The sequence below is a fragment of the Diaphorobacter ruginosibacter genome (genome assembly GCF_014395975.1).
Taxonomy (GTDB): Bacteria; Pseudomonadota; Gammaproteobacteria; order Burkholderiales; family Burkholderiaceae_C; genus Diaphorobacter_A; species Diaphorobacter_A ruginosibacter.
Genome location: NZ_CP060714.1, coordinates 1453129 through 1478383 on the forward strand (window position 1 = coordinate 1453129; position 25255 = coordinate 1478383).

General features: G+C 65.3%; 19 protein-coding genes and 1 pseudogene. 12 read left to right on the forward strand and 8 right to left on the reverse strand.

Annotated features, from left to right (window positions below; genetic code table 11):
* Positions 1 to 37: 37 nt before the first annotated feature.
* The 4 genes from H9K76_RS06645 to H9K76_RS06660 are packed head-to-tail and all read left to right on the forward strand — an operon-like array spanning position 38 to position 3966.
* Complete coding sequence (locus tag H9K76_RS06645) at positions 38 to 1144, forward strand: hemin-degrading factor (RefSeq protein WP_187598958.1); 1107 nt, start codon at positions 38 to 40, stop codon at positions 1142 to 1144.
* Complete coding sequence (locus H9K76_RS06650; RefSeq protein WP_187598960.1) at positions 1141 to 2049, forward strand: heme/hemin ABC transporter substrate-binding protein; 909 nt, start codon at positions 1141 to 1143, stop codon at positions 2047 to 2049. The genes H9K76_RS06645 and H9K76_RS06650 overlap by 4 nt, the downstream gene beginning before the upstream one ends.
* Positions 2050 to 2056: 7 nt before the next feature.
* Positions 2057 to 3169, forward strand: coding sequence for a FecCD family ABC transporter permease (locus H9K76_RS06655; RefSeq protein ID WP_187598962.1), 1113 nt, complete (start codon positions 2057 to 2059; stop codon positions 3167 to 3169).
* Positions 3166 to 3966 (forward strand): heme ABC transporter ATP-binding protein, encoded by an 801-nt coding sequence (locus tag H9K76_RS06660; protein WP_187598964.1) that lies wholly within the window; start codon positions 3166 to 3168, stop codon positions 3964 to 3966. Before H9K76_RS06655 ends, H9K76_RS06660 begins: the two co-directional genes overlap by 4 nt.
* Before the next feature lie 13 nt (positions 3967 to 3979).
* On the opposite strand, the gene H9K76_RS06665 is transcribed toward H9K76_RS06660, so the two are convergent.
* Entirely contained in the window at positions 3980 to 4288 is a 309-nt protein-coding gene (locus tag H9K76_RS06665; RefSeq protein WP_187598966.1) for a DUF2798 domain-containing protein, read from the reverse strand.
* 128 nt (positions 4289 to 4416) lie between these two features.
* Between H9K76_RS06665 and H9K76_RS06670 the strand changes: the two genes are divergently transcribed.
* Entirely contained in the window at positions 4417 to 5352 is a 936-nt protein-coding gene (locus H9K76_RS06670; protein ID WP_187598968.1) for a LysR family transcriptional regulator, read from the forward strand.
* An 8-nt stretch (positions 5353 to 5360) separates the two neighbouring features.
* Here the strand turns inward: H9K76_RS06670 and ppsR are convergent, their stop codons facing one another.
* Positions 5361 to 6182: a posphoenolpyruvate synthetase regulatory kinase/phosphorylase PpsR gene (gene ppsR / locus H9K76_RS06675; protein WP_187598969.1), complete on the reverse strand. Its 822-nt coding sequence runs from the start codon at positions 6180 to 6182 to the stop codon at positions 5361 to 5363.
* A 321-nt stretch (positions 6183 to 6503) separates the two neighbouring features.
* Between ppsR and ppsA the strand changes: the two genes are divergently transcribed.
* The 4 genes from ppsA to H9K76_RS06695 all read left to right on the forward strand — a co-directional run bounded on the left by ppsA (position 6504) and on the right by H9K76_RS06695 (position 11880).
* The gene (gene ppsA / locus H9K76_RS06680; RefSeq protein WP_187598971.1) at positions 6504 to 8894 is read left to right on the forward strand and encodes a phosphoenolpyruvate synthase; all 2391 of its coding nucleotides are present in this window, start codon (positions 6504 to 6506) and stop codon (positions 8892 to 8894) included.
* 27 nt (positions 8895 to 8921) lie between these two features.
* Positions 8922 to 9224, forward strand: a complete 303-nt coding sequence (locus H9K76_RS06685) for a DUF4212 domain-containing protein (protein WP_425489696.1) — start codon at positions 8922 to 8924, stop codon at positions 9222 to 9224.
* Positions 9217 to 11298 (forward strand): VC_2705 family sodium/solute symporter, encoded by a 2082-nt coding sequence (locus H9K76_RS06690; protein ID WP_187598974.1) that lies wholly within the window; start codon positions 9217 to 9219, stop codon positions 11296 to 11298. Before H9K76_RS06685 ends, H9K76_RS06690 begins: the two co-directional genes overlap by 8 nt.
* A 105-nt stretch (positions 11299 to 11403) precedes the next feature.
* Positions 11404 to 11880 carry a hypothetical protein gene (locus H9K76_RS06695; protein ID WP_187598976.1) on the forward strand — a complete coding sequence of 159 codons (477 nt, stop codon included), beginning with the start codon at positions 11404 to 11406 and terminating at the stop codon, positions 11878 to 11880.
* Between the two features lie 583 nt (positions 11881 to 12463).
* Here the strand turns inward: H9K76_RS06695 and H9K76_RS06700 are convergent.
* The 4 genes and pseudogenes from H9K76_RS06700 to H9K76_RS06715 form a co-directional block, all read right to left on the reverse strand.
* On the reverse strand, positions 12464 to 12823 hold the full coding sequence (locus tag H9K76_RS06700; protein ID WP_187598978.1) for an FKBP-type peptidyl-prolyl cis-trans isomerase: 360 nt from the start codon (positions 12821 to 12823) through the stop codon (positions 12464 to 12466).
* A gap of 330 nt (positions 12824 to 13153) precedes the next feature.
* A pseudogene (locus H9K76_RS06705) lies at positions 13154 to 13456 on the reverse strand (winged helix-turn-helix transcriptional regulator); the annotation flags it as partial.
* 189 nt (positions 13457 to 13645) lie between these two features.
* Complete coding sequence (locus H9K76_RS06710) at positions 13646 to 14617, reverse strand: ketopantoate reductase family protein (RefSeq protein WP_187598982.1); 972 nt, start codon at positions 14615 to 14617, stop codon at positions 13646 to 13648.
* A 111-nt stretch (positions 14618 to 14728) separates the two neighbouring features.
* Positions 14729 to 15439, reverse strand: a complete 711-nt coding sequence (locus H9K76_RS06715) for a Crp/Fnr family transcriptional regulator (protein WP_187598984.1) — start codon at positions 15437 to 15439, stop codon at positions 14729 to 14731.
* Positions 15440 to 15654: 215 nt separating this feature from the next.
* Here H9K76_RS06715 and H9K76_RS06720 point away from each other — a divergent pair, with 215 nt between their 5' ends.
* Genes H9K76_RS06720 through H9K76_RS06730 form a run of 3 tightly spaced genes read left to right on the forward strand, consistent with a single transcriptional unit; the run spans position 15655 to position 20255 of the window.
* The gene (locus H9K76_RS06720) at positions 15655 to 17823 is read left to right on the forward strand and encodes a TonB-dependent receptor (protein ID WP_223196279.1); all 2169 of its coding nucleotides are present in this window, start codon (positions 15655 to 15657) and stop codon (positions 17821 to 17823) included.
* 3 nt (positions 17824 to 17826) lie between these two features.
* The gene (locus H9K76_RS06725; protein ID WP_187598988.1) at positions 17827 to 19101 is read left to right on the forward strand and encodes an MFS transporter; all 1275 of its coding nucleotides are present in this window, start codon (positions 17827 to 17829) and stop codon (positions 19099 to 19101) included.
* Positions 19098 to 20255 (forward strand): siderophore-interacting protein, encoded by a 1158-nt coding sequence (locus H9K76_RS06730; protein ID WP_187598990.1) that lies wholly within the window; start codon positions 19098 to 19100, stop codon positions 20253 to 20255. The genes H9K76_RS06725 and H9K76_RS06730 overlap by 4 nt, the downstream gene beginning before the upstream one ends.
* 161 nt (positions 20256 to 20416) lie before the next feature.
* Here the strand turns inward: H9K76_RS06730 and rpoD are convergent, their stop codons facing one another.
* Positions 20417 to 22819, reverse strand: a complete 2403-nt coding sequence (gene rpoD, locus H9K76_RS06735; RefSeq protein WP_187598991.1) for an RNA polymerase sigma factor RpoD — start codon at positions 22817 to 22819, stop codon at positions 20417 to 20419.
* 267 nt (positions 22820 to 23086) lie between these two features.
* Entirely contained in the window at positions 23087 to 25135 is a 2049-nt protein-coding gene (gene dnaG / locus H9K76_RS06740) for a DNA primase (RefSeq protein WP_187598993.1), read from the reverse strand.
* Between the last annotated feature and the right edge of the window lie 120 nt (positions 25136 to 25255).

The following is a 25255-nucleotide window of genomic DNA, read 5'->3' on the forward strand; positions in this document are numbered from 1 at the left end:
GAACGCGCTTTGACAACGCAACAAGGAACACACTGCGATGAACAACGAACTGCAATCCGCTCCTGACGCCACCATCCGCGAACGCTTCGCCGCCCGGCGAGCCCAGGGCCTGCGCGCCAGGGATGCAGCCGAGGCGCTCGGCCTGTCGGAAGGCGCCGTGATCGCGGCGCATGCGGGCGCTGCCGATGCAGCGCTGCGCGCCACGGCATTGAAGGGCGAATGGCTGGCCATCCTGCAGACGCTCGAGGCCTGCGGCACGGTGATGGCGCTCACCCGCAACGAATCCACCGTCCACGAGAAGGACGGCGTGTACCAGCATCTTTCCGCCAACGGGCCGATCGGCCTGGCGCTCTCGCGCGAGATCGACCTGCGGCTGTTCTTCATGCATTGGCACGCGGGCTTCGCTGTGACCGAAGCCTCCACGCAGCCGGGTCAGGCCGAAGCGCGCAGCCTGCAGTTCTACGATGCGCATGGCACGGCGGTGCACAAGGTGTATGCGCGCGCGGCCACCGACCTGTCGGCATGGAATGCGCTGGTGGAGCGCTTTGCAACCAGCGAGGCGACTCCGTCGTTCTCGCAGAGGCCTGCCCGCAAGGCCGTACCCCCCGATGCGGGGATCGATGCGTCGGGGCTGCGCGAAGCCTGGGCAGCGATGCAGGACACGCACGAGTTCTTCGAGATGCTGCGCCGCTTCGGTGCGGAGCGCCAGCAGGCCCTGCGGCTCATGCAGGGCCACTTCACCGAGGCGCTGCCGAAGGACAGCGTGACGCGCCTGCTGAACGAGGCCGCCCTATCCGGTGTATCCATCATGGTGTTTGTGCCGAGCCCGGGCTGCATCCAGATCCATACGGGCCCGGTCAGCAACATCCGCCCGCTTGATACGGCCAGCGGTGCGCGCTGGATCAATGTGCTCGACAAGGGCTTCAACCTGCACCTGCGCACCGACCTGATCGACACGGTGTGGATGGTGCGCAAGCCCACGGCAGACGGCATCGTCACCTCGCTGGAAATGTTCGACCATAGCGGCGACCTGATGGCGATGTTCTTTGGCGAGCGTAAGCCCGGCGTGCCGGAGCTGGTGGAATGGCGTGAACTGCTGGCCGCCATTGCGGACGTGCCGGTGATTCGGGAGGCCGCTGCATGAGCGCGCCGTTGCTTCATCCATTCTCGACCCCACTCTCGCCCCCATTCTCGCTTTCGCGCAGGCGTTGCCTGCAGGGCCTGGCGAGCGTCGGCATCGCCCTGCATGCGCCGGGCGTCTGGGCTGCCAAGCCTGCACGAATGATCTCGCTGAGCGGGGCGCTGACCGAGGTTGTCTACCTGCTGAGCGCGCAGGATCAGCTGGTCGCCACCGACACCACCAGCCTCTATCCCGAGGCCGCGCTGCGCACGCCCAAGGTCGGCTACATGCGCCAGCTGGCGGCGGAAGGCGTTCTGTCGCTCCGGCCCGACGTGGTGATCGGCACGCAGGAGGCGGGGCCCGCGGTGGTGCTCGACCAGATACGCCAGGCTGGCGTGCGTGTGGCGCTGCTGCCCGTCACGCACGACTGGGGCGAGGTGATGGCCAAGGTGACGATGGTGGGCCGCGAGACCGGGCGCGAAGCCCAGGCGGCGCAACTGGCGCAGCGGCTTGATGGCGAGTGGGCCGGCGTGCAGGCGCAGGTGGCCAAGGCCGCGCGCAAGCCGCGCGCATTGTTCATCCTGTCGCATGGCGGCGCGCCGCAGGTGGCTGGGCGCGCCACGGCCGCCGATGCATTGATCCGCTATGCGGGCGGTGTCAATGCGATCGGCCAGTTCCAGGGCTACCGCGCGCTCACGGCGGAGGCCATGGCCAGCGCAGCGCCCGATGTGATCATCAACTCCACGCAGGGCATCGAAGCCCTGGGGGGCGAGGCCGCTTTCTGGACCCGGCCCGAGCTTGCGCTCACGCCTGCGTTCGCGCGCAAGGCGCTGGTGACTCTGGATGCCAGCCATCTGCTCGGCTTCGGACCGCGCATGCCGTCCGCGGTGAAGACCGTGCACGAGCGCATGCAGGCCTTTGTTGCGTGACGCGGCCATGTCCGGTTCCATGTCGGGCGTGAAGCCCATGGCGCGCAATGGTGCGACGGGAGGCTGGGCCACGGCGTTCGCGCGGATGCGCCTGCCGAGCGGCCGCCTCGCGCGCGGCAGCACGCTGGCGCTGGGAGGGCTGTTGCTGGTGATCGCGGTGCTGGTCGGCAGCGCCAGCGGAGCGTATGGCATTTCGGCGGGCCGGCTGCTCGCCATGCTCTGGGATCCCGCATCGGGTGCCGCCGACCAACTGGTGTTCTTCAACATCCGCCTGCCGCGCCTGGTGATGGGCGTGGCCGCGGGCGCCGGATTGGGCGTTGCCGGCGCGCTGCTGCAGGGGCTGTTCCGCAATCCGCTGGCCGACCCGGGGCTGATCGGCGTGAGCAGCGGGGCGGCACTGGCGGCAGGTGTGGCGATCGTGATGGGCGACGCCTGGTTTCCGCAGTGGCCGCATACGCTGGGCAGCTGGCCCCTGATCGGCATGGCATTTGGCGGCGGCCTGCTCGTGACCCTGATGGTGTATGGACTGGGCCGGGTGCAGGGCAGCACGCGCATCGGCGTGATGCTGCTGGCCGGCATTGCGGTGAATGCCATGGCGGGCGCGGGGCTGGGCTTTCTGAGCTTCATCTCCAGCGACGAGCAGTTGCGCAATCTGCAATTGTGGCTGCTGGGCAGCCTGGGGGCCTCGCGCTGGTCGGCGGTGGTGCTGGTCGCATCGGCCGTCGCCGTGGCGCTGTGTGTTGCGATGCGGCTGGCGCGGCCGCTCAATGCCATTGCATTGGGCGAGGCGCAGGCGCATCTGCTGGGTATCCGCGTGGAGCGCACCAAGCGCATGGCGGTGATGGTCACGGCGCTGGCCGTGGGCGCCGTGACGGCCACCACGGGCGTGATCGGGTTCATCGGCCTGATCGCACCGCATTGGGTCCGCATGGTGGCGGGGCCCGATCATCGCGTGGTGCTGCCCGGTTCGGCGTTGCTGGGCGCGGCACTGGTGGTGCTGGCCGATGCGGCGGCGCGCACCGTCGTCAAGCCGGCCGAGCTGCCGCTTGGCGTGCTGACGGCGTTCATCGGCGTGCCGCTGTTCTTGTTGATGCTCAGGCAATTCAGGAGCAAGGTATGAAGACGGAAGGCATCGAGTGCCGGGCGCTCGGCGTGGGCATCGCCCGCGGACCGCGCCTTGCCACGGTGACAGCGCGCATCGAGCCGGGCCGCTTCACCGCGATCCTGGGGCCGAACGGCGCGGGCAAGTCCACCTTGCTGTCCATGCTGGTGGGCGAGCGCGAGCCGCAGTCGGGCGAGGTGATGCTCGATGGCACGCCGCTGGCGCGGCACGGCATGGACGCGCTGGCCATGCGCCGCGCCGTCATGCCGCAGGATTGCAGCGTGGCATTCGACTTCACGGCGCTCGAGGTGGTGGAGCTGGGCCGTTATCCGCACCGTGCCCATCCCAGCCGCGAGGAGGCGGGCATCGTGCGGCAGGCCATGGAGCTGACCGGAGTGGAGCATCTGGCGCATCGCAGCATCAACACATTGTCGGGAGGCGAGCGCGCGCGCACGCATCTGGCACGTGCACTGGCGCAGGTCTGGGAGCCCTGCCGGGACGGCAGTGCGCGCTGGCTGCTGCTGGACGAGCCGACGGCCGCGCTCGATCTGGCGCACCAGCACCACAGCATGGCGCTGCTGCGCAGGCTGTCGGAGGAGCAGGGCGTTGGCGTCGTCGCCGTGGTGCACGACGTGAACCTGGCGGTGCGCTATGCGCACGACGCGCTGCTGGTGGGGCCGGGCCACTGCACGAGCGGCGCGGTGGGGGAGGTGCTTGAGCCGGAGTGCATACACCGCACCTGGGGTGTGCATTGCACGCCGGTGCGCGCGCAGGACGGGGTGATGCAGTTCCTGTTCAGCGCGCGGGCAGCATGAAAGGGTGCCCGGATCAGCCGCTGTGGACCGTGGCGGCCACCAGGCGCGCGACCACGGGCCTCACCAGCATCACGCAGCAGAAGGCCACGGGCATGGCGAGCAGGTAGGTGTCGAACACGCGGCGTGCGTAGCCGGCACCGATGCCGGTGTTCACGCCGATGATCACGCTGCTCATGAAGAAGGCCATGATGGCCGACATGTACAGCGCGAACACCACGGGGGTGTAGCGCTTGGGGAGCTTGCGCGCGCGCAGGGGCAGGGACGGACCCGGGGGACGGGTTGCAAGGGTCGGGCCCTGCAGGGGACGGTTGGTTGCTGGCATTTCTGGTGTTGTACTGGATTGGTTTTGCCATGAACTGTACCGGTCCGCCTACGCTTGCGGTAGAGGAGCGCAGCTTGATGGACTCGTAATTTATATTTACGAATCATTGGAATTAATGCTTAGCCATCATGCCGAATCTCAGAGCCCTCGAAACCTTCGTCAAAGCGCTGGAAGGTGGAAGCATCGCATCGGCCGCCCGCCACCTCGGCATCACGCCGGCCGCGGCAAGCCAGAACATAGCGCGGCTGGAGCGCGAGCTCGGCACGCGCCTCATCACGCGCACGACGCGCTCGATGGCGTTGACCGAGGCAGGTGAGCGCTACCTCGCTCGTGTGGCACCGGTGCTCGCAGAGCTGGAGAAGGCGCAGTCGGACCTGTCGCTGATCCACGGCGAGCTCCAGGGCCGCCTGCGCATCGCGTGCATGACCGCATTCGGCCGCCACATGATCGCGCCGCTCATGCCGGCCTTCGCCGAGAGGCACCCGCGCATCGAGCTGGAGCTGCAGTTCACGGATCGCCACATCGATGTGCTCAAGGAGGACGTGGACGTCAGCGTGCGCTACCGCAACGCGCTCGAGCCCGGCATGTCGGTTAGGCAACTGGCTGCCGTGCCGCGCGTGCTGTGCGCGTCGCCCGAGTACCTGCGGCGGCACGGCACGCCGCAGACGGCACAGGACCTGCTCGCGCACTCCTGCCTGCTGTATCGGCTGGACCGTGACGGCCGTTTCATGCGCTGGCCCTTTGTCCGCGATGGCAAGAAGATCGAGCCGCAGATGCGCGTGGCGGCCGTGGGAAACGACATCGACGGGCTGGTCGAGTACGCGGTGGCTGGCGGCGGCATCGTCTGGGGCGGCAGCTTCATCATCCAGCGCTATGTGCGCGAGGGACTGCTCGTGCCCCTGACGCTCAAGCCCGGGCGCAAGGGGCAGCTTCAGTTCCAGAACTCCACGCTGGACTTCTTCGCGTGCTTTCGCGACCGGCAGTATGTGCCGGCCAAGGTGCGCGAGCTGGTGAACTACCTGGTGGAGGAGCTGCCGCTCCGCAAGGAACTGGTCTGGCCCTGAGCCTGGCGTCAGTACCCCAGGTGCTGAGGAAGCACTTCCTGCAGGATGGTCGTGGCGATCTCCTCGATCGACTTGGTCGTGCTGGAGAGCCAGCCGATGCCCGAGCGGCGCATCATCGCCTCGGCCTCGGCCACCTCGTAGCGGCAGTTCTGCAGGCTGGCATATTTCGAGTCCGGGCGGCGCTCGTTGCGGATGCTGGACAGGCGCGCGGGATCGATGGTGAGGCCGAACAGCTTCTTGCGGTATGGCTCGAGCGCCGGCGGCAGCTGCTTGCGCTCGAAATCCTCGGGGATGAGCGGGTAGTTGGCCACCTTGAGGCCGAACTGCATCGCGAGGTACAGGCTGGTGGGGGTCTTGCCGCTGCGGCTCACGCCCACCAGGATCACGTCGGCGCCGGTCAGGTCGTTGTGCGTCTGGCCGTCATCGTGGGCGAGGGTGTAGTTGATCGCCTCCATGCGTTCGAGATATTCCTTGCTCTCGCTGATGTCGGCGAAGCGGCCCACGCGGTGCAGCGACTTCTGGCCCAGTTCCACCTCGAGCGGGCGCACGAAGGTACCGAACATGTCGAACACCTTGCCCTTGCACTGGGTCTCGATCAGGTCGAGCATTTCCTGGTTCACCAGCGTCGTGAAGACAATCGGCTTGCGCTGTTCCACCTCGGCCACGTGGTTGATCTGGCGGACCGCCTGGTGCACCTTGTCGATCGAGTCCACGAACGGAATGCGAACCAGGCGCGGCTTGGTGTCGAACTGGGCCATGATGGCGGTGCCGAACGTCTCGGCTGTAATACCGGTGCCATCGGAAATCACGAAAATCGTATGGGTATGCATGGGACGGGCGTGTGGCGTGGCTTGAGTCGGTTGGAATTCCGTCATCTGAAATGGCGCGGAGTTTTGCAAAAGGCTTCCGAGGGAAAACCTGTTTCCCTTGCCGGGCCGGATCATCGGGTTGACACATCGGCATGGATCGGGCCCTACAATGTCGCCCATTATTCCCAATTTCCTTCCCATGTTGTTCCTTGGCTGCCTACAACCAGAACATACAAGCACATCGCCCGGCGACGTGGGAAGCGGCTTTGCGCGCTCAATACAGGCCATTGAGCCGTTGAGTGCCGCGGGCCTGCACCGGTTTTTAAACTCTGGAGCTTCCCCATGTCTGCACTCTATGAAACGACCGCCCTGGTCGTTCCGTTTGAGAACCTGAGAATGAGCGACGTCGAGGTCGTAGGCGGCAAGAACGCCTCGCTCGGCGAAATGATCTCCCAACTGCCCGAAGGCGTGCGCGTTCCGACGGGCTTTGCCACCACGGCCCACGCCTTCCGTGAATTCCTCAAGCATGAGGGCCTGGCTGACCGCATCAGCCAGAAGCTGGCGACGCTGGACGTGGACGACGTGCGCGCGCTGGCCGCCGCCGGCGCCGAAATCCGTGGCTGGATGGAAAGCCAGCCTTTCCCGGCCGACCTGGAAAAGGCCGTGCGCGATGCATTCGCCACCCTCTCGGGCGGCAATGCGCAGGCCAGCTTCGCCGTGCGCTCTTCCGCAACGGCGGAGGATCTGCCCGACGCCTCGTTCGCCGGCCAGCAGGAAACCTTCCTGAACGTCGTCGGCATCGAGGACGTGCTGCACAAGATGAAGGAAGTGTTTGCGTCGCTGTACAACGACCGCGCGATCTCCTACCGCGTCCACAAGGGCTTCGCGCATGACGTGGTGGCCCTGTCGGCCGGCGTGCAGCGCATGGTGCGCTCGGACACCGGCGCCGCCGGCGTGATGTTCACGATCGACACCGAGTCGGGCTTCGAGGAGGTGGTGTTCATCACCTCGAGCTATGGCCTGGGTGAGACCGTGGTGCAGGGGGCGGTCAACCCTGACGAGTTCTATGTCCACAAGCCGATGCTGCAGGCCGGCAACAAGGCCGTGATCCGCCGCAACCTCGGCAGCAAGCTGATCCAGATGGTGTTCGCCTCCGCAGAGGAAAAGGCCGCCACCGGCAAGCTGGTGAAGACCACCGACGTGGCACCCGAGCTGCGCAACCGCTATTCGCTGACCGATGCCGACATCGAGCAGCTGGCCAGGTACGCCCTCATCATCGAGAAGCACTACGGACGCCCGATGGACATCGAATGGGGCAAGGACGGCACGGACGGCCAGCTCTACATCCTGCAGGCGCGTCCCGAAACGGTGAAGAGCCAGGCCAAGGGCCAGGCCGAGCAGCGCTTCAAGCTCAAGGGCACCGGCACGGTGATCGCCGAGGGCCGCGCCATCGGCCAGAAGATTGGCACCGGCCCTGTGCGCCTGGTGAACGACATCGCCGAGATGGACAAGGTGCAGCCCGGCGACGTGCTGGTCACCGACATGACCGATCCCAACTGGGAGCCGGTGATGAAGCGTGCCTCCGCCATCGTCACCAACCGTGGCGGCCGCACCTGCCACGCCGCCATCATCGCGCGCGAGCTGGGCATTCCTGCCGTGGTGGGCTGTGGCGACGCGACCTCGCTGCTCAAGGATGGCACGCTGGTCACGGTGAGCTGCGCCGAAGGCGATACCGGCAAGATCTACGACGGCCTGCTCGAGACCGAGGTGACCGAGGTGCAGCGCGGCGTGATGCCCAAGATCAGCACCAAGATCATGATGAACGTGGGCAACCCGCAGCTCGCCTTCGACTTCGCCCAGTTGCCCAACGAGGGCGTGGGCCTGGCGCGCCTCGAGTTCATCATCAACAACAACATTGGCGTGCACCCCAAGGCCATCCTCGACTATCCGGCCGTCGATGCGGACCTGAAGAAGGCCGTGGAATCGGTGGCGCGCGGCCATGCGTCGCCGCGCGCCTTCTACGTCGACAAGGTGGCCGAGGGCGTGGCGACGATCGCCGCCGCCTTCTGGCCCAAGCCCGTCATCGTGCGCCTGTCGGACTTCAAGTCCAACGAGTACCGCAAGCTGATCGGCGGCAGCCGCTACGAACCCGAGGAAGAGAACCCGATGCTGGGCTTCCGCGGCGCGGCGCGCTACATCAGCGCCGATTTCGGCGAAGCCTTCGCGATGGAGTGCGAGGCCCTGAAGCGCGTGCGCAACGAGATGGGTCTGACCAACGTGCAGATCATGGTGCCCTTCGTGCGCACCCTGAAGCAGGCCGAGCGCGTGACGCAGCTGCTGGCCGACCACGGCCTTCAGCGCGGCGAGAACGAGCTCAAGGTCATCATGATGTGCGAGGTGCCCTCCAACGCCGTGCTGGCCGAGCAGTTCCTGCAGTTCTTCGACGGCTTCTCCGTGGGCTCGAACGACCTCACGCAGCTGACGCTGGGCCTGGACCGTGACTCGGGCCTGGAGCTGCTGGCGGCCGACTTCGATGAGCGCGACCCTGCGGTGCAGGCGCTGCTCAAGCGCGCCATCGATGCCTGCCTGTCGCAGGGCAAGTACGTGGGTATCTGCGGCCAGGGCCCCAGCGACCATCCGGACTTCGCCAAGTGGCTGGCCGAGCAGGGGATCTCGTCGATCTCGCTGAACCCCGACAGCGTGGTCACGACCTGGCAGAACCTGGCAGGCTGAGCCTGACGCACGAGGAGTCCCCGCATGCTGCCGCATTCCGAGAATGACGAGCATGTGGGCACTCCGTTCCCGCCCGACATGCATGACGCCCGACACTTGTGGCTCAAGGCCGGGCTTCTGTCCGTCTGGGCGATGGTCACCTTCGGCGTCTGCTGGTTCGTGCGCGACCTCACCTGGAGCATGGGACAGTGGCAATTCGGCTACTGGATCGTCGCCCAAGGGGCAGTCCTGATGTTCATCGTGATCATCTGCGTTTACTGTGCTGCGATGAACCATTTCGAGCGACAGGACCAGCAACGGGAATCCAGCGCCACTCCATCCGATGAGTGAGCGTGGCGGCAGTGCCTATTCAAGGCGTCTTGCACGCATCCTGACGCTGTACGTCATCGGCGTGCTGGGCTTCATCGGCACGCTGGCCTGGGCCGAGCAGAACGGCCTGTCGCGCCACTGGATCGGGCCGATCTTCCTGTTCCTCACCGTGATGGCCTATGCGGGCATCGGCGTGTATGGCCGGACCACCGACCCCGAGGAGTACTACGTGGCCGGCCGGCGCATTCCACCGTTCTACAACGGCATGGCGTCGGCGGCGGACTGGATGAGCGCGGCTTCATTCATCAGTCTCTCGGGGGCGCTCTACCTGCAGGGTTTCTCGGGGCTGCCGGGGCAGACCGGGGGACTGGCCTATCTTCTGGGGTGGACCGGGGGCTTCTGCCTGGTCGCGATACTGATCGCACCGCACCTGCGGGCGATGAACCTCTACACCATTCCCGATTTCTTCCAGGTGCGCTTCGGCGGCCGCTGGCCGCGCGTGATTGCCGCGCTCGCGGCGGTGATCTGTTCGTTCACCTACGTGGTGGCGCAGATCTATGGCGTCGGGCTGATCGCGTCGCGCCTGACCGGCGTGCAGTTCGAGATCGGCATCATGCTGGGCCTCGGCGGCGTGCTGCTGTGCTCGTTCCTGGGCGGCATGCGGGCGATCACCTGGACGCAGGTGGCGCAGTACGTGGTGATCCTGTTGTCGTTCCTCATCCCGGTGTCGTGGCTTGCCTACAAGCAGCTGGGCAGCCCGGTGGCCGTGGTGGAGTATGGCGCGCAGATCAAGAAGATCTCCAAACTCGAACAGCAACTGCTCGATTCGCCGGCCGAGGTCGAGGTGCAGCAGGCCTATCTGCGGCGGGCACGCGAGTACCAGGCACGCCTGGGCGATGTGAAGGCGGCGCTTGAACACGAGCGCGCGGCAGCCCGCGAGCGCATCCATCAGCTGCGATCGCAGAATGCGGACGTGGGCCTGATCGTCGCGGCCAGCCGCGAGCTGGTGAACATGCCGCGCGACGAGGCCAGCGCACGCGAGCGGTGGACGCGCGAGATGCGCGAGAACTACGACCGCGCACGTCCTCTGGGCGGCCTGCCTCGGCACAGCCAGGAATATGCGGGCGATCCCGACGGCACGCCCGAGGAGCGGGAGGACTTCCACAACGCACGCATCAACTTCCTGGCGCTCATGTTCTGCCTGATGGTCGGCACGGCGGGGCTGCCGCACCTGCTCACGCGCTACTACACCGCGCCGTCGGTGGCGGCTGCACGTTCGTCGGTGGCCTGGTCGCTGTTCTTCATCGCGCTGCTGTACCTGAGCGCTCCGGCGCTGGCGGTGCTGGTCAAGCACGAGGTCATGAACACGCTGGTGGGAAGCAGCTTCGATGCGTTGCCCAGCTGGATGGCGCAGTGGTCACGGCTTGACGGTGCCCTGCTCTCGGTAGAGGACGTGAACGGCGACGGCATCCTGCAGTTCGGGGAGATGCGCTTCGGTGCCGACCTGATCATGCTGGCCACCCCGGAGATCGCCGGGCTGCCCTACGTGATCTCGGGTCTGGTGGCCGCCGGCGGCCTCGCTGCGGCGCTGTCCACCGCGGACGGGCTGCTGCTCACCATCAGCAATGCGCTGGTGCGCGACCTGTACTTCCGCGAGACGCGCCGCCGCGCCACCCCCGAGCAGCGGGTGATCCTGACCAAGTTCGCATTGCTCACCGTGGCCCTGTCCGCGGCCTTCGTGGCGGCGCTCAAACCGTCGGAAATCCTGCCCATGGTGTCCGCATCGTTCTCGATCGCGGCATCCGCCTTCGTGCCCGCGATGGTGCTCGGTATCTTCTGGCGCGGAACCTCGCGCGCGGGAGCCGTGGCCGGCATGGTCAGCGGCCTGCTGATCACGGTGTACTACCTGCTCTCGCAGGTCGATGCCGTGCGCGCCGTGGTGCCCAATATCCTGCTGGTCGACGGCCTGTGGTTCGGCATTCAGCCCATTTCGGCCGGTGTATTCGGCGTGCCGGCGGGATTTGTCGTGGCGACGGTCGTGAGCCTGCTGACACCCGCGGACAGGCGCAAGAGCGACGAGGCCCCGGTGCTATAGAAAAAGGAGAAAACTTCGCCTCATTCGGGCAATCCCGGTAGCCAAACTATGTCACATTTGAGATGGTTGGATACCCCGGCGATTTTCAGCGGGTGAGAGGTGAGCATGATTTATGTGAAAACGCAAGCGGGACAGCAGGCGCTGAAGGAACGACATGGCGCGCTGACGCCTCGTCAGCGGCCGGCATTCATCCTGTTCGACGGAAAACGCACCGCCCAGCAGGTGCTCGAGGCCACGGCCGCTATGGGCGTCACAGCGCAGGATGTGCAGAGCATGGTCGAGCAGGGCCTGCTCGAGCCCCTGGGGGCACCGGCCCCGGCTCCGGCGGGAAGCGCATCGACGGCGGATGCGGCACCGGATTCGGTGTCCCCGAATGGATTCAAGAGCTCGGGCGATCGTTATCAGGATGCCTACCGTATCGCCACCGAACTGACTTCTGGACTGGGCTTGCGCGGCCTGCCGCTGACGCTGGCCGTTGAGGCTGCAGGCGGGTATCGCGAGCTGCAGGCACTGGCGCCCCGGATCCGCGCAGCGGTGGGCGAGGCCAAGTTCGCCCGGCTTGAGCAGGCACTGAACGGCTGAATTCCTGGCTTGAAAAACGCGCTCTGGGGGCGGGACTAATCTTCAGGGCGGTTATTTGTTTCTAAGGTTTTTTTAGGACAGAGGCCGGGAGTGCCCCCGGCGGGGCAGTAACTTTTTGCGCGCGCAAAAAGTCACCAAAAAGGCGTTTCAATACCCACGGCAAAACTCGCTTTGCGCCTGCGGCGCGCCGCTCAGACAGCCGCCGTGAGTCAGTTGAAGGGGAGGAGCATTCAGCACGTCGCTGCGCTCGTGCTGGAGCATCTCGCGACTTCGCGAGATGTAGCGTGCCCCAATTCACCCTGCGCGGTTCAAGATGGATGCAGTCTGCTCGCCCGAAGTCGGGCGAGCCCGGCACGAGCGCAGCGACGTGCCGTACACACTTCTTTCCAACTGACTCGCGGTGGCTGTCTGAACGGAGCGCGCAGCGCGAAGTGAGTTTTACCGCGTGCCCCCGCATTGAAAGCGCATTTTTGGTGACTTTTTGGGCAAGACCAAAAAGTTACTGCCCCGCCGGGGGCAGTCCCGGCCTCGGCCCTAAAACATAGGAAACAGAAATCGAATCAGCGTCTCATTCTGAGCGGGATCAGCCGCCGACCGCCAACAGTTCGACGTCGAACTTGAGCGTCGCGTTCGGGGGGATCACGCCGCCCGCACCGCGTGCGCCGTAGCCGAGGTTGGCGGGGATCAGCAACGTGCGCTGGCCGCCCACCTTCATGCCCTGGACGCCCTCATCCCAGCCCTTGATCACCATGCCGGCACCCAGCGGGAACTCGAACGGGTCGTTGCGGTCGCGGCTCGAATCGAACTTGGCGCCTTGCTGGCCGTCGTTGTAGAGCCAGCCCGTGTAGTGGACGCGTACCGGTGTGCCGGCCTTGGCTTCTGCGCCGTCGCCGACGACGTGATCCTGGTACTGCAGACCGGAAGCGGTGGTGGTGAATGTCATGGAAAGTCCTTTGTACAGGAAATGGGGTTACGGATGGGATCGCTCGGAATCACTTGGGGTCGCACGAGCGAAGCGTCGATCCGACTCGCGCACGGGCAGGGTGCCAAGCATAGTGCCAAAAATGGCAAACCCGCGTCGAGCGCGGGTGCGAGGGTGAAAATGCCTGAAGAATCGGGGTGATCGGTGGCCGTCGGACTATGGTGTTCCGTTCGAAGTCGTGTCGGGCGATGGGCCGCCGGCCGGGGCGCTTGCTTCGCTGTCCGGTGTGGACGCGACAACCGGAGCGGGCGCACTGGCGTGGCTACCAGTGGACGATGCGCGCACCACGACCTTGCGCGGGTGCGTTGCGGCCCAGCGCACGGCAAAGGGCTGGACGTCGGACAGTCGCTTGAGCAGGTCGAGCCCGACGGGCGTGACCGTGTAGCCATCGCTGCCGTGGTCGAGCATGCCTGCTTCGCGCAGTTCCTTGATGCGGGTGTTGAGGGTGTTTGGCGTGATGCCGCCCACGCTGTCCTGCAGCAGGCGGAAGGTCTGTGGATGGCCGTCCCGAAGCGCCCACAGCACGCGCATCGCATAGCGGCATTCGAGCCGCTCGAACAGCTGATTGACGGCGGCGTTGTCCTTGGAGCTCATGAGCGCTTCTCCTTACGCTGGATGGGGAATCGGCCCGAGAGGCCGATCCGGGACGCATTGAAAACGGCATCAATATAGCTTGTAATCAAAATTGCTACAAGTTTGCTAGCTTCTGGACTTTGATGGCCTTGTTCATGAGTCGCCCACTGTTGCGCGCGAGCCACCGCCTTGGGCATCTGGCGGGCGGCTTCAGTGCACTGGTCCGCCGCGCGGTGTCTGCGCCAGCCGCACAAGCACCAGCAGCGTGTTGTTGACGGGAGCAGCCATGCCGTGCGCCCGGGCGCGCCGCACCACGTAGCCGTTGAGGTGATCGATTTCCGTGAGCTTGCCGCGCGCCAGATCCTGGGCGGTCGACGACAGCTGTCCCGGCATGGTCTGGGGCAGGCCATGCACCGCGGCGCGCAGGTTGTCAGGCAACGCGATGGCATCGGCGCGCGCGACCGCGAGGCATTCGTCGATGATGTCGTCGATCAGCGGGTTGACGCCCCCTTGCTCGACCAGCCAGCCGTAGGGCATCTGCGTGAGAGCCGACAGCGCGTTGTAGGCGCAGTTGATGACCAGCTTGGCCCAGAGCGCGCCCCGCACGTTGTCCGAGACCTGTGTCGGAATGCCGGCTGCGGCGAACTGCTGCGCCACCTGTTCGCTGCGTGCGCTGGGCGCGATCACCAGTTCGCCACGGCCATAGTGGCGCACATGCCCCGGTCCCGCCATGGCGGTCGCCACGTACACCACGGCCGGTGCCACCGGATGGCCATCGCCCAGCACCGCGCTCGCGCGCTCGTCATTGTCGACACCGTTCTGCAGCGTGAGCAGCAGCGCGCCTTCGGAGAGATAGGGGCGGATCTGCCGCGCCGCCGTCTCGGTATCGGTCGACTTCACGCAGAACAGTACCACGTCCGCGCCCTGCACCGCGCTCACCTCGGTGCTCGCCTCCATCGGCACGTGGATGTCCTCGGTGGCGGTCTGCAGCCGCAGGCCATGCTGCTGCACGGCCTGCACATGCGCCTGCCGGCCGATCAGCGTGACCCTGTGCCCGGCTCGTGCCAGCATGGCGCCGAAATAGCAGCCTACCGCGCCCGCGCCCATGACGGCGATGGACAACAGGGCGGGATGGGCAGGGATGGCGGCTGTCGCCGTGGAGGTCGCTGTCGGGTTGTTCATGGCCGGGAGTGCTGCAAGTGTTGCGGTGGATGGTCTGTCCGTTCGTTCGCTCGTTCATTCGTTCCTGTCTCAGCCGAGCACTATAAGTACTATAGCCACTTGCAGCCGCCTTCAGGTGCCGTAGCTGCGCAGGCCTTCCACGTCCTTGAGCCGCACGCTGCGGTAGCCTACTTCGAGCAGGTCGCGCCGCTCGAGCTCCAGCAGCGCCTCGTTGAAGCGCGAGCGTGAGACGCGGCAGAAGTCGGCGAGCTCGCTCTGGGTGACGTTGAGCAGGCCGGCATCGGGAAACGGGAAATTCATCGGTGTGATCAGCGTGCCAAGGCACTTCGCGACACGGCTGGTGATGTCGGCGCTCTGCAGGGCCGTGATCAGCCGCAGCAGCTGTTGGTTGCGTTCGGCCATCAGCGTGAGCAGGAACTGCCCGAAGCTCGCGGATTCATTGCGCAGCCGCTGGAACGCCGCATCGGGCAGGATCAGCATGGTCAGGTCGTGCAACGCCACGGCATCGCAGTCGAGCCGCGACTTCCTGTGCAGCAGGCTGGCCTCGCCGAACCAGCTTCCGGCGAATCCGCACAGCGCGATCGAGCGGCCGTCTTCGGTGGGTACGCACAGCTTGGCTGCGCCGCGCGTCACGCCGATCCAGCCGAGCGGCAGGTCGTTGGCCCGCCAGAGGTACTGGCCCGCGTGAATGTGGCGGACCTGCAGGGCCGGGCGCACACAGTCCTCGAACAGCTCCGTGCTGATGCTGCTGGCCCAGATGCAACGACTCCAGTTGGCCAGAACCTGATCCTTGTCCAGGAAAGAGGGATTGAGTTGTTGCATTTTGTATCTTGCGTGTGATGCCTACGTACTGCCTGGGTGATGTCGAGGGTTTGAACGACCTTGACAGGCGATTTCCGTATCGCTTTGTTTTATGAGAATTGTTCTCAAAAGAAAAGAGTTCTCATTCTCGTTTGGTTATCCTTGTCCCGGTCTTTTTACGTGATTTCATTGTGAGTATCCAAATGGCAAGAATCGGGTGGCTTGAGGGAGTTGTGGTGGCAACTTCGGGCGTTCTGACATGGGGCGCAGCGCAGGCCGCCGAAACGGACAACGTGCTGCCCGAGCAGGAAGTGAGTGCTTCGGCGGCGCCGCAGATCCGCAGCGAGCTGGCCGCCAGTGTCCAGGTGATCGAGCATGCCGAGCTGCAGACCCAGCTCAGCGCAGGGCGCAGCCTGGCCGAAGCCATTGGCCAGCTGGTGCCCGGCATCGACCTCGGTGGCCAGTCGCGCAGCAACTTCGGACAGAACCTGCGCGGGCGCACCATGCTGGTGATGGTGGATGGCGTGTCGCTCAACAGTTCGCGCGGTACGGCGCGGCAGCTCGATGCGATCGATCCGTTCAACATTTCCCGCATCGAAGTGCTGGCCGGAGCCAGCGCGCTCTACGGAGGCGGCGCCACCGGCGGCGTGCTCAACATCGTCACGCGCAAGGCCTCGGATTCGCCCACGCGCTTCAGCAGCGAGCTGGGCGTCACCTCCGGCCTGCAGGATGGACGTGATCACCAGTACCGCCTTGCGCAGTCGATCGCGGGCGGCAACGACCGCGTGCAGGGGCGCCTGGGCATTGCGGTACAGCAGAACGGCAGCTTCTACGACGGCAACGGCAGGGAGGTGCGCACCGACATCGCACAGACCGATTCGCAGAACACGCGCAGCGTCGACCTGATGGGCAATCTGCAGTTGAACATCGATTCGCACCAGACACTCGCGCTGGGTGCGCAGTACTACCGCAACAAGTTCGATGGCCGCCGCTACCTGTATGGCGGCCCGAACCTCGCCGGCATCATGGGCGGCAAGCCCGAGCTGCTGGAGCAGCGCGGCGGCTTCTCCAGCGACGTGATGCCTGGCACCGAGCGCGGCATGTTCAATGCCGACTACCACGCCCGCGATGTGCTCGGCGGGCAGAACCTCTATCTGCAAGGCTTCTGGCGCAAGGAGCAGATGGACTTCGCCCCGTTCCCGAGCTCGGTCGTCACGGCCACGCACCAGAACACCGATGTGTTCGGCTTCAAGTCGGCGCTCGCCAAGTCATGGGGTGACGTGAGCCTGCGCTACGGCGTGGATTGGGATCGCGAGAAGTTCGACGGCACGGCCACGGTGTTCGATACCCGGCAGTCGCTGGCCTCCGGCGGCATGGTCAACCGCAGCATCGGCAGCACGGGGCGCTATCCGGGCTACAGCATCGACACCACGGCGCTGTTCGCGCAGGCGGACTGGAAGCTCAGCAAGGCGCTCAGCCTGAGCGGTGGCCTGCGCTATCAGCACATGGGACTCGACGTGGATGACTTCGTCGGATTCAACCAGCAGGTCTCCATGCTGATCGGGCGCGGCAGCAGCGCCGATGCGATCAAGGGCGGCAGCAACAGCTACAACGTGAGCCTGTTCAACCTGGGCGCCAAGTACGCGATCAGCGATGCGCAAAGCAGCTGGCTCAGCTACTCCGAAGGCTTCGAGCTGCCCGATCCGGCCAAGTACTACGGGCAGGGCAACTATGTGCTGAACGGCCCGCACTGGTCGCTGGCAAGCGGCATCGATCCCAAGGGCTCGCCGCTCAAGGGCATCAAGACGCGGCAGGTGGAGCTCGGCTGGCGCAGCCATGGCGGGCCGCTTGTGCTGCAGTCGGCACTGTTCTATGCGTGGTCCGACCAGACCCTGCAGATCAACAATGCCAACAACAATGTCGTGATCAACGTGCTGGACGAAAAGCGCCGCAACTACGGGATCGAAGGCTCGCTTGACTACGCGCTGGCATCGCAATGGAACGTGGGTGGCAACTGGCTGTGGATCCGTTCGGAAACCAAGGCCAGGAGCGGTGGCTGGGATCGGCAGAGCATCATGACGGCGAGCCCCTCGAAGCTGGGGGCCTACGTGCAGTGGTCGCCCGCACCGCTCAAGCTGCGCCTGCAGGCCACTCAGCAGTTCAAGCTCAAGGACGATGCCGGCAAGAGCATCAAGGGCTTTGCGCTGCTGGACCTGATGGGCTCCGCCAAGCTGCCCGTGGGCACGCTGCACTTCGGCATCCAGAACCTGCTGGACAAGCAATACCTCACCACCTGGTCGCAGCGCGCGATGGCACTCTATGGAGTGGGTGCAGTGTCGCCGCAGGCCTTTGCATTCCAGGGCCGGGGACGCACGTTCACGCTGAGCTACGCGGTGGATTACTGATCGATGCCCGGCAATGAAGAAACGGTCCGTCGCCGCTCGTTCTGGGCGGTGCTCGTCGCGCTGTACGTGGCGCAGGGCATTCCAGGCTACCTGTTGATCATGGCCGTGCCCGCCGCGCTGCGGGCCGAGGGCATGCCGCTGCAGCAGGTGGGAATGATGTCGGTGCTGATGCTGCCGCTGGTGCTGAAGTTTCTGTGGGCGCCGCTGGTGGACCGCACGCGGCTGCTGCGCTGGGGTCATCGACGCGGCTGGATCCTGTGCACGCAACTGCTGACGGTGCTTGGCATCGGGCTGCTTGCCTGGGTGGGGCCGAAGGCGTCGATCACGGCGATACTCGGCATCGGCATGCTGATTGCGCTGTCGGTCGCCACGCAGGACATCGCCACCGACGGCTATGCCACGCAGCAGTTGAAGAGTGCGGAGCTGGGCCGTGGCAACGCGATCCAGGCGGCCTCGGTGGCGGCGGGGGTGTTGATCGGGGGCACCTTGTCGATGACCCTGATCGAGCACTGGGGCTGGAGCGCCGCACTGCTCGTGATGGCGGTGCTGTGCATGCTGCCGTTGCTGTTCCTGCCGTGGATGCACGAGCCATCGCCTGCTTTCGCGGGCCGCGCCGGCGGCGGCAAGGTTTCTGCGGTGCATCAGCCCCGCCTGGGCCATTTCCTGCGACGTCCCGGCATGCTGTGGATCCTGGGGCTGGCGATCATCTACCGCCTGAGCGAAGGCATGCAGCGTTCGATGGAGAACAGCTACCTTCTCGCCAACGAACTCACGCTGGGACAGGTGGGCCTGCTCGGCGGGAGCGGTGCGGCGATCGCCGGACTCTTCGGCAGCGCGCTTGCCGCCCTGTGGCTGCGCAACTCCAGCCGCGAGCAGGTCCTGCTCTGGCTGAGCGCATCGCGCATCGCGCTGTTCGCGTTGTTCCTGCTGCACTCGCTGCACTGGCTTGGCGGCAACGGATCGCTGGTTGCACTGGCCATCGCGCTCAGCATGCTGCGCTACATGGAAATGGTGGCGCTGTATGCGCTGTTCATGTCGGCATCGAGCAGCGAGCAGCCCGGGACCGACTTCACCATCCTGGCCTGTGCGGAACTGCTCACCTATATGCTGAGCTCGATCGCCGGAGGCTTCATCGCCAAGCAGATGGGTTTCTCCGGACTGTTCTCGGTGAGCACGGCACTGGCGGCCTTCAGCTTCTGCATCGCGTGGCTGGTGCTTTCGCGCTTTCGTCAGGCTGGCTGGGGCGCGCCGGGCGATGCCCGCGGAGTGGCGGCATGAACGCGAGCATACGGATTCCTGGAGCCGGACAGTTCATTCGCTGGTTCGTCGCGCATCTCGAAGACGAGGAAGTGCGGCCGCAATGGATGGCTCCACAGGGCTCGATGCGGTTTGAGCTGGAGCAGGTCGGCAGCGTGTGCATGCTGCTGGTGGGCGAGGCGAGCATCGATTGCACGCTGGACGCCGTCAATCCGCGCATGGAGCATCTCATGCGCCTTTCCCTGGCCGAGCACCTGCAGCAATTCGCTGAAATGGAAGGGCTTGCGGAATCTGCATGGGCGGTGCAGTGGCACGAGCCAGTCCAGGTGGCGGAGGGCCAGAGTGCCGACAACGGCAAAGAAGGCCTTGAAAAGCCCGCCGTGCATGTCATGCGGGTGCTGGCCAACACGGCGCTCACCCCCTGCATGCGCCGCCTCACGCTGCAGGCAGGCGATATCGACGACGTCAAGGCTTTCGCGCAAGGCGGCCTGCATGTGCGCATGCTGATGCCGCAGGAGGGGGAGGTGCCGCATTGGCCGGACATGGACGGGGACGGACGGCTGCACTGGCCGGCAGGAGCCGAGCCCTTGGCCCGCCGCACCTACACGATCCGGTCGCTGAATGAGCAGGAGGGCATCATCGACATCGACGTGTTGCTGCACGGCGTGGAAGATCAGGGCGCGATAGGTCAGGGTACGGTAGATCATGGCGTCAAGCGACACGTGGCGCCGGGCTCCGACTGGGCGCGCGGCGCTTGCGCGGGCAGTGAGGTGGCCGTGCTGAGTCCGGCGGGGGGCCGCCTGCCGACGGCCAGGCGGCTGGTGATCGTGGCCGATGCCTGCGCGGTGCCCGCGGCGGCCCGCATCATCGAATCGATGGACGCCGGCCAGCAGGCCAGCGTGCTGTGCTGGGTGGCGTCCGGTGAGGAGAGGCATGCCTTGCCCGCGGCCCTGCAGTCCCGCGTGGACTGGATCTGCGCAGGCGTTCCTGGGGCATCGGAGCAGGAAATTGCCAAGGTGCTGCAGTGGCTTGATGCCCAGGATTGGAGCGAGCCGGGCAACGTGGAGCTCTGGGCCGCCGGAGGGCATGCGATGGCGGCGGCCATCCGGCAATGGGCCCGGAATGCCGCGTCCATGCAGGGCGTGCGAAAGCTGGTGAGCAGCTACTGGCGTTGAGGCAGTTGAGGCAGGCTGCCCCTTGTCGGGCACGTTGATTCCGGGTGATCCGGCATAAAAAAGCCCCGCACGAAACGATTGTTTCGTGCGGGGCTTTGCTACCTTGCAGCGGCCGGCCGGGGGCTGGCCGAGCGGACTGCCTGATCAATCCAGGAGAGTGATCACAGCGAGTCGATGAAGCTGCGCAGCTTGTCGGAGCGGCTGGGGTGCTTGAGCTTGCGCAGCGCCTTGGCTTCGATCTGGCGGATGCGTTCGCGGGTCACATCGAACTGCTTGCCCACTTCTTCCAGCGTGTGGTCGGTGGACATTTCGATGCCGAAGCGCATGCGCAGCACCTTGGCTTCGCGTGGGGTCAGGCCGTCGAGGATGTCCTTGACCACGTCGCGCAGGCCAGCCTGCATGGCGGCGTCGACCGGGGCCGTGTTGTTGCTGTCCTCGATGAAGTCGCCCAGGTGCGAATCGTCGTCGTCGCCGATGGGGGTTTCCATCGAGATCGGCTCCTTGGCGATCTTCATGATCTTGCGGATCTTGTCCTCGGGGATCTCCATCTTGGCCGCCAGGATGGACGCATCGGGCTCGAAGCCGAACTCCTGCAGGTGCTGGCGCGAGATGCGGTTCATCTTGTTGATCGTCTCGATCATGTGCACCGGGATGCGGATCGTACGGGCCTGGTCGGCGATCGAGCGCGTGATGGCCTGGCGGATCCACCAGGTGGCGTAGGTCGAGAACTTGTAGCCGCGGCGGTATTCGAACTTGTCCACGGCCTTCATCAGGCCGATGTTGCCTTCCTGGATCAGGTCGAGGAACTGCAGGCCGCGGTTCGTGTACTTCTTGGCGATGGAGATCACCAGGCGCAGGTTGGCCTCGATCATCTCCTTCTTGGCATCGCGCGACGCGGCCTCGCCGGCGTTCATGCGCTTGTTGATGTCCTTGAGCTCGGTGAGCGGCACCACGACGCGCGATTGCAGGTCGATCAGGCGCTGCTGCAGTTCCTGCACGGGCGGGATGTTGCGCGAGAGGATGTTGCTCCAGGACTTGCCGGCGGCCGCCTGCTTCTCGACCCACTGCAGGTTCAGCAGGTTGGGTGGGAACTCCTTGATGAAGGTTTCCTGCGGCATGCCGCACTTGTCCACGATGATGCGGCGAAGTTCGCGTTCCTTCTTGCGCACGTCGTCCACCTGCGCACGCAGCATGTCGCACAGCTTCTCGATGGTCTTGGCGGTGAAGCGGATCGTCATGAGTTCAGCAGAGATGTCGTGCTGGATCTTCATGTACGTGGCGCCGCCGTAGCCGTCCTTGTCGTAGACCTTGTGCATCTTCTCGAAGTGGTCGCGCAGAACGTCGAAGCGGCGCAGCGCCTCGTTCTTGAGTTCCTCGAGCTTCTTGGTCAGCGCCTTGGAGCCGCCCTTGCCGTCGTCGTCGTCCTCTTCGTCGAATTCGTCGAAGTCTTCTTCGGCCACGTAGTCGTCGGCTTCGTTGGGGTTGGAGAAACCGTCGACGATGGTCGAGATGACGACCTTGCCTTCACGGATTTCCTCGGCCATCTGCAGAATCTCGGCGATGGTTGCGGGCGATGCGGAGATGGCCTCCATCATGTCCTGCAGACCGCCTTCGATGCGCTTGGCGATTTCAATTTCGCCCTCGCGGGTCAGCAGTTCCACCGTGCCCATTTCGCGCATGTACATGCGCACGGGGTCGGTCGTGCGGCCGAATTCCGAATCCACGGTGGACAGGGCAGCCTCGGCTTCTTCCTCGGCTTCCTCCACGGTGGTGGCGGTCGGCGTCACGTTGTTCTGGAACAGGGTTTCCGCATCGGGAGTCTGTTCGTATACGGCCACGCCCATGTCGTTGAGCATGGTGACCACGACTTCCATGGTCTCGGCGTCGACCAGCTTGTCGGGCAGGTGGTCGGAGATCTCGACCTGCGTGAGGTAGCCGCGTGTCTTGCCCAGCGTGATCAGCTTCTTGAGCTGCGAACGGCGCTTGGCGATGTCTTCCTCGGACAGGACGGTCTCGTCCAGGCCGAATTCCTTCATCAAGGCGCGTTCCTTGGCCTTGCTGATCTTCATGCGCAGCGGCTTGACCTTCTCGGTGGTCGTGCTCTGCTCTGCCACTTCGGCCTCGGGTTCGCCCTCGAGATCCGACTCGATGTCCGACAGATCGGCGTCGTCGCCCATGTCACTGTCTTCTTCCTTGCCCTTGGGCTTGCGGCCACGCTTGGCGGGCGCCTTGCCTTCGGCTGCGGAAGCCGCCTTGGCAGGACGGCCGGGGCGCTTCTTGGGCGTGTCCTCGTCGGCACCTTCGGCTGCGGCGGCCTTGGCGCGGGCGGGCTTTTTCTTCAATTCTTCGGTGGCTTCAGCGGAAGCAGCAGATTTCTTGGCTGGCACGATCTTGACGTCTTCTTTCTTTGCCGCCTTGGCAGCCGGCTTGGCCGCGACTGCCTTCTTGGCAGGAGCGGTCTTCACGGTGGCCTTGGTGGCGGATTTCACAGCAGCTTTGGATACGGTCTTCGCAGCAGTGCCTTGAGCAGACTTGGCCGACTTCGCGGACTTTTGAACGGGCATGGATTACCTCAGTACAAAAACGAACACACAAAGAAAACGCAAGCGCCAACTATCCCGGCGCGGGCAGCAAGCTTGACGAAGGCCGTTGCCTTCGCATGGGGAGGATCAAAAAGATGGTCCTCGCTGGGCAAGATGTCTGGGCGAACATTTGGTGTGCAGTCCTTGCGGTGGGGTAGGCTGTTGTGCGTGTTTGTCACGGGCGCCTGATCCGGAGGTGCTGCTGTCGCTCTTGCCGACAAGCCTTAAATTATACCTTTTACCGGCAATTCAAGGGCTTGACAGCCTGGGGTTTTCCAGACTCTTTCGGCGATTTTGTAATTCTTTGTATCTTTCGAGCGCATCAGGATCCTGTCCGACCCGCTGGATGAGTTCGCTTTCCTGGCGGCGCAGGCTGTCGATGATCAGGCGGTTCAGGATGCCGCGCAGTTCCAGGCGCATCTCGTCGCGCAGCCTCCGGCGAAGCTCCGGCAACTCGCCGGATTCGGGGAGATCGGCCTCGCTTTGCGAGAACGACTGGGTCATCAGCTTGCGCACGAAGGGTTCCTGCTCATGGCCCTGCAGGGCCTCCATGAGAGCGGTGCAGGCCAGCGCGCCGTGTTCGAGAAACTGGGCCTCGAGCCAGATGAATACGGGCCCGTGGGGAGCGGGCAGGTCGCACAGCGTGCTGTGGTCTTCCTGCGACAGTTCTTCGAGCAGGTCCATGTGCGAGAACACCAGCCATACGGCCTGGTCCACGCCTTTCTTAATGGCGCCGCGCGGAAGCGGAGGCTGCGGGGGCAGGTCGGCATCCTTGCCCCAACGCTTTTTCCAGGTCCCCTTGGCGCCGCTCCAGGGCTTCTTCTGGGCGAATGGTGCCTGGCCGCCCGCCGCAGCGTATTCGCCGGCCGGTGCGAACGACGGCTCGCCGCCCATCTCCCACGGTGCCGGATCGGCAGGCATGCCCCAGGGCGCGCCCTCATCCTGCGCCCCCGAGGCCGGGCCGGGCCGGGCTCCGCCGCCGCGCGAAGATGGCTGGGGCGCCTGGGCCCACAGCTGGCTCAGGTCGGCCGATGGCAGCTGGCCGAGTTCGCTCAGTTCGCCCAGCAGCTGCCGCTTGAGTGCCCCGTCGGGCAGGCCGCTCCACAGGGGGCGGGCGTTGGCCAGCATGTGGGCACGGCCCTCGGCCGAGCCCAGGTCGCAGCCCTCGCACGAGGCCTCGATAAGAAAGCGGCTCAGCGGCATGGCCTGGGCCACCTGCTGGGCAAACGCATCGGTGCCGTACTCGCGCACAAAGCTGTCGGGATCGTGTTCGCTCGGCAGGAAAAGGAATTTCACGCTGCGCGTGTCGGTGGCATAGGCAAGCGCCCCGTCGAGCGCCTTGCGCGCGGCGCGACGTCCGGCCGAGTCGCCGTCAAAGCTGAACACCACCGTATCGGTGAAGCGGAACAGCTTGTGCACATGGTCGGGCGTGCAGGCGGTGCCGAGCGTCGCCACCGCGTTCGGAAAACCGAGCTGCGCGAGCGCGACCACGTCCATGTAGCCTTCGGTGACCAAGGCATAGCCTGCATCGCGGATGGCGTTGCGGGCCTCGAACAATCCATAGAGCTCGCGTCCCTTGTGGAAGACCTCGGTTTCCGGAGAGTTCAGGTACTTGGGCTTGTCGTCGCCCAGCACCCGGCCGCCATAGCCGATGCACTCGCCCTTCACGTTGCGGATGGGGAACATCACGCGGTCCCGGAAGCGGTCGTAGCGCTTGCCGTCCTCCTCGCCCACGATCACGAGGCCGCTTTCCTCCAGCAGCTTGTCCTCGTAGCTCGGGAACACGCTCGCCAGATTGCGCCAGCCCTCGGGCGCGTAGCCCAGGCCGTATTTCTTGGCGATGGTGCCCGATACCCCCCGGCCCTTGAAGTAGCCGATCGCGCGTGGCGATCCGCGCAGATGCTGGCGCCATGATTCGCCGGCCTTTTCCAGCACGTCATTGAGCGTGGCCTGTTTCTTGCGCTGTGCTGCAGCGCGCTCACGGTCCTGCGGCGAGCTGTTGTCATCGTCGGGCACCTGCATGCCGGCCTTTTGCGCAAGCTCCTGCACGGCCTCGCGGAAACCGAGGCCCGCGTGGTCCATCAGGAATCCGATCGCATTGCCGTTCTTGCCGCAGCCGAAGCAGTGGTAGAACTGCTTGGTCGGACTGACGCTGAACGATGGGGACTTCTCTCCATGGAAGGGGCACAGCCCCATGTAGTTCGCGCCGGCCTTCTTGAGCTGCACGTAGTGGCCCACGACGTCGACGACATCGGTGCGCGAGAGGAGATCCTGGATGAAGTTCTGAGGAATGGACACAAGGCGTATTTTCGCCCAAGACCGGCTGGCTTCCCGGCATGTGGTTTTCACTCAGCTTCACGTCAGCGGCGTCTGCTGTAATGCCTTGCATGCCACCGGCATGCACATGGCCGGGCAGAC

Coding starts and splice junctions, on each gene's coding strand:
- H9K76_RS06645 (WP_187598958.1), top strand. CDS start 38: ATGAACAACGAACTGCAATCCGCTCCTGACGCCACCATCCGCGAACGC.
- H9K76_RS06650 (WP_187598960.1), top strand. CDS start 1,141: ATGAGCGCGCCGTTGCTTCATCCATTCTCGACCCCACTCTCGCCCCCA.
- H9K76_RS06655 (WP_187598962.1), top strand. CDS start 2,057: ATGTCCGGTTCCATGTCGGGCGTGAAGCCCATGGCGCGCAATGGTGCG.
- H9K76_RS06660 (WP_187598964.1), top strand. CDS start 3,166: ATGAAGACGGAAGGCATCGAGTGCCGGGCGCTCGGCGTGGGCATCGCC.
- H9K76_RS06665 (WP_187598966.1), bottom strand. CDS start 4,288: ATGCCAGCAACCAACCGTCCCCTGCAGGGCCCGACCCTTGCAACCCGT.
- H9K76_RS06670 (WP_187598968.1), top strand. CDS start 4,417: ATGCCGAATCTCAGAGCCCTCGAAACCTTCGTCAAAGCGCTGGAAGGT.
- ppsR (WP_187598969.1), bottom strand. CDS start 6,182: ATGCATACCCATACGATTTTCGTGATTTCCGATGGCACCGGTATTACA.
- ppsA (WP_187598971.1), top strand. CDS start 6,504: ATGTCTGCACTCTATGAAACGACCGCCCTGGTCGTTCCGTTTGAGAAC.
- H9K76_RS06690 (WP_187598974.1), top strand. CDS start 9,217: ATGAGTGAGCGTGGCGGCAGTGCCTATTCAAGGCGTCTTGCACGCATC.
- H9K76_RS06695 (WP_187598976.1), top strand. CDS start 11,404: ATGATTTATGTGAAAACGCAAGCGGGACAGCAGGCGCTGAAGGAACGA.
- H9K76_RS06700 (WP_187598978.1), bottom strand. CDS start 12,823: ATGACATTCACCACCACCGCTTCCGGTCTGCAGTACCAGGATCACGTC.
- H9K76_RS06710 (WP_187598982.1), bottom strand. CDS start 14,617: ATGAACAACCCGACAGCGACCTCCACGGCGACAGCCGCCATCCCTGCC.
- H9K76_RS06715 (WP_187598984.1), bottom strand. CDS start 15,439: ATGCAACAACTCAATCCCTCTTTCCTGGACAAGGATCAGGTTCTGGCC.
- H9K76_RS06725 (WP_187598988.1), top strand. CDS start 17,827: ATGCCCGGCAATGAAGAAACGGTCCGTCGCCGCTCGTTCTGGGCGGTG.
- H9K76_RS06730 (WP_187598990.1), top strand. CDS start 19,098: ATGAACGCGAGCATACGGATTCCTGGAGCCGGACAGTTCATTCGCTGG.
- rpoD (WP_187598991.1), bottom strand. CDS start 22,819: ATGCCCGTTCAAAAGTCCGCGAAGTCGGCCAAGTCTGCTCAAGGCACT.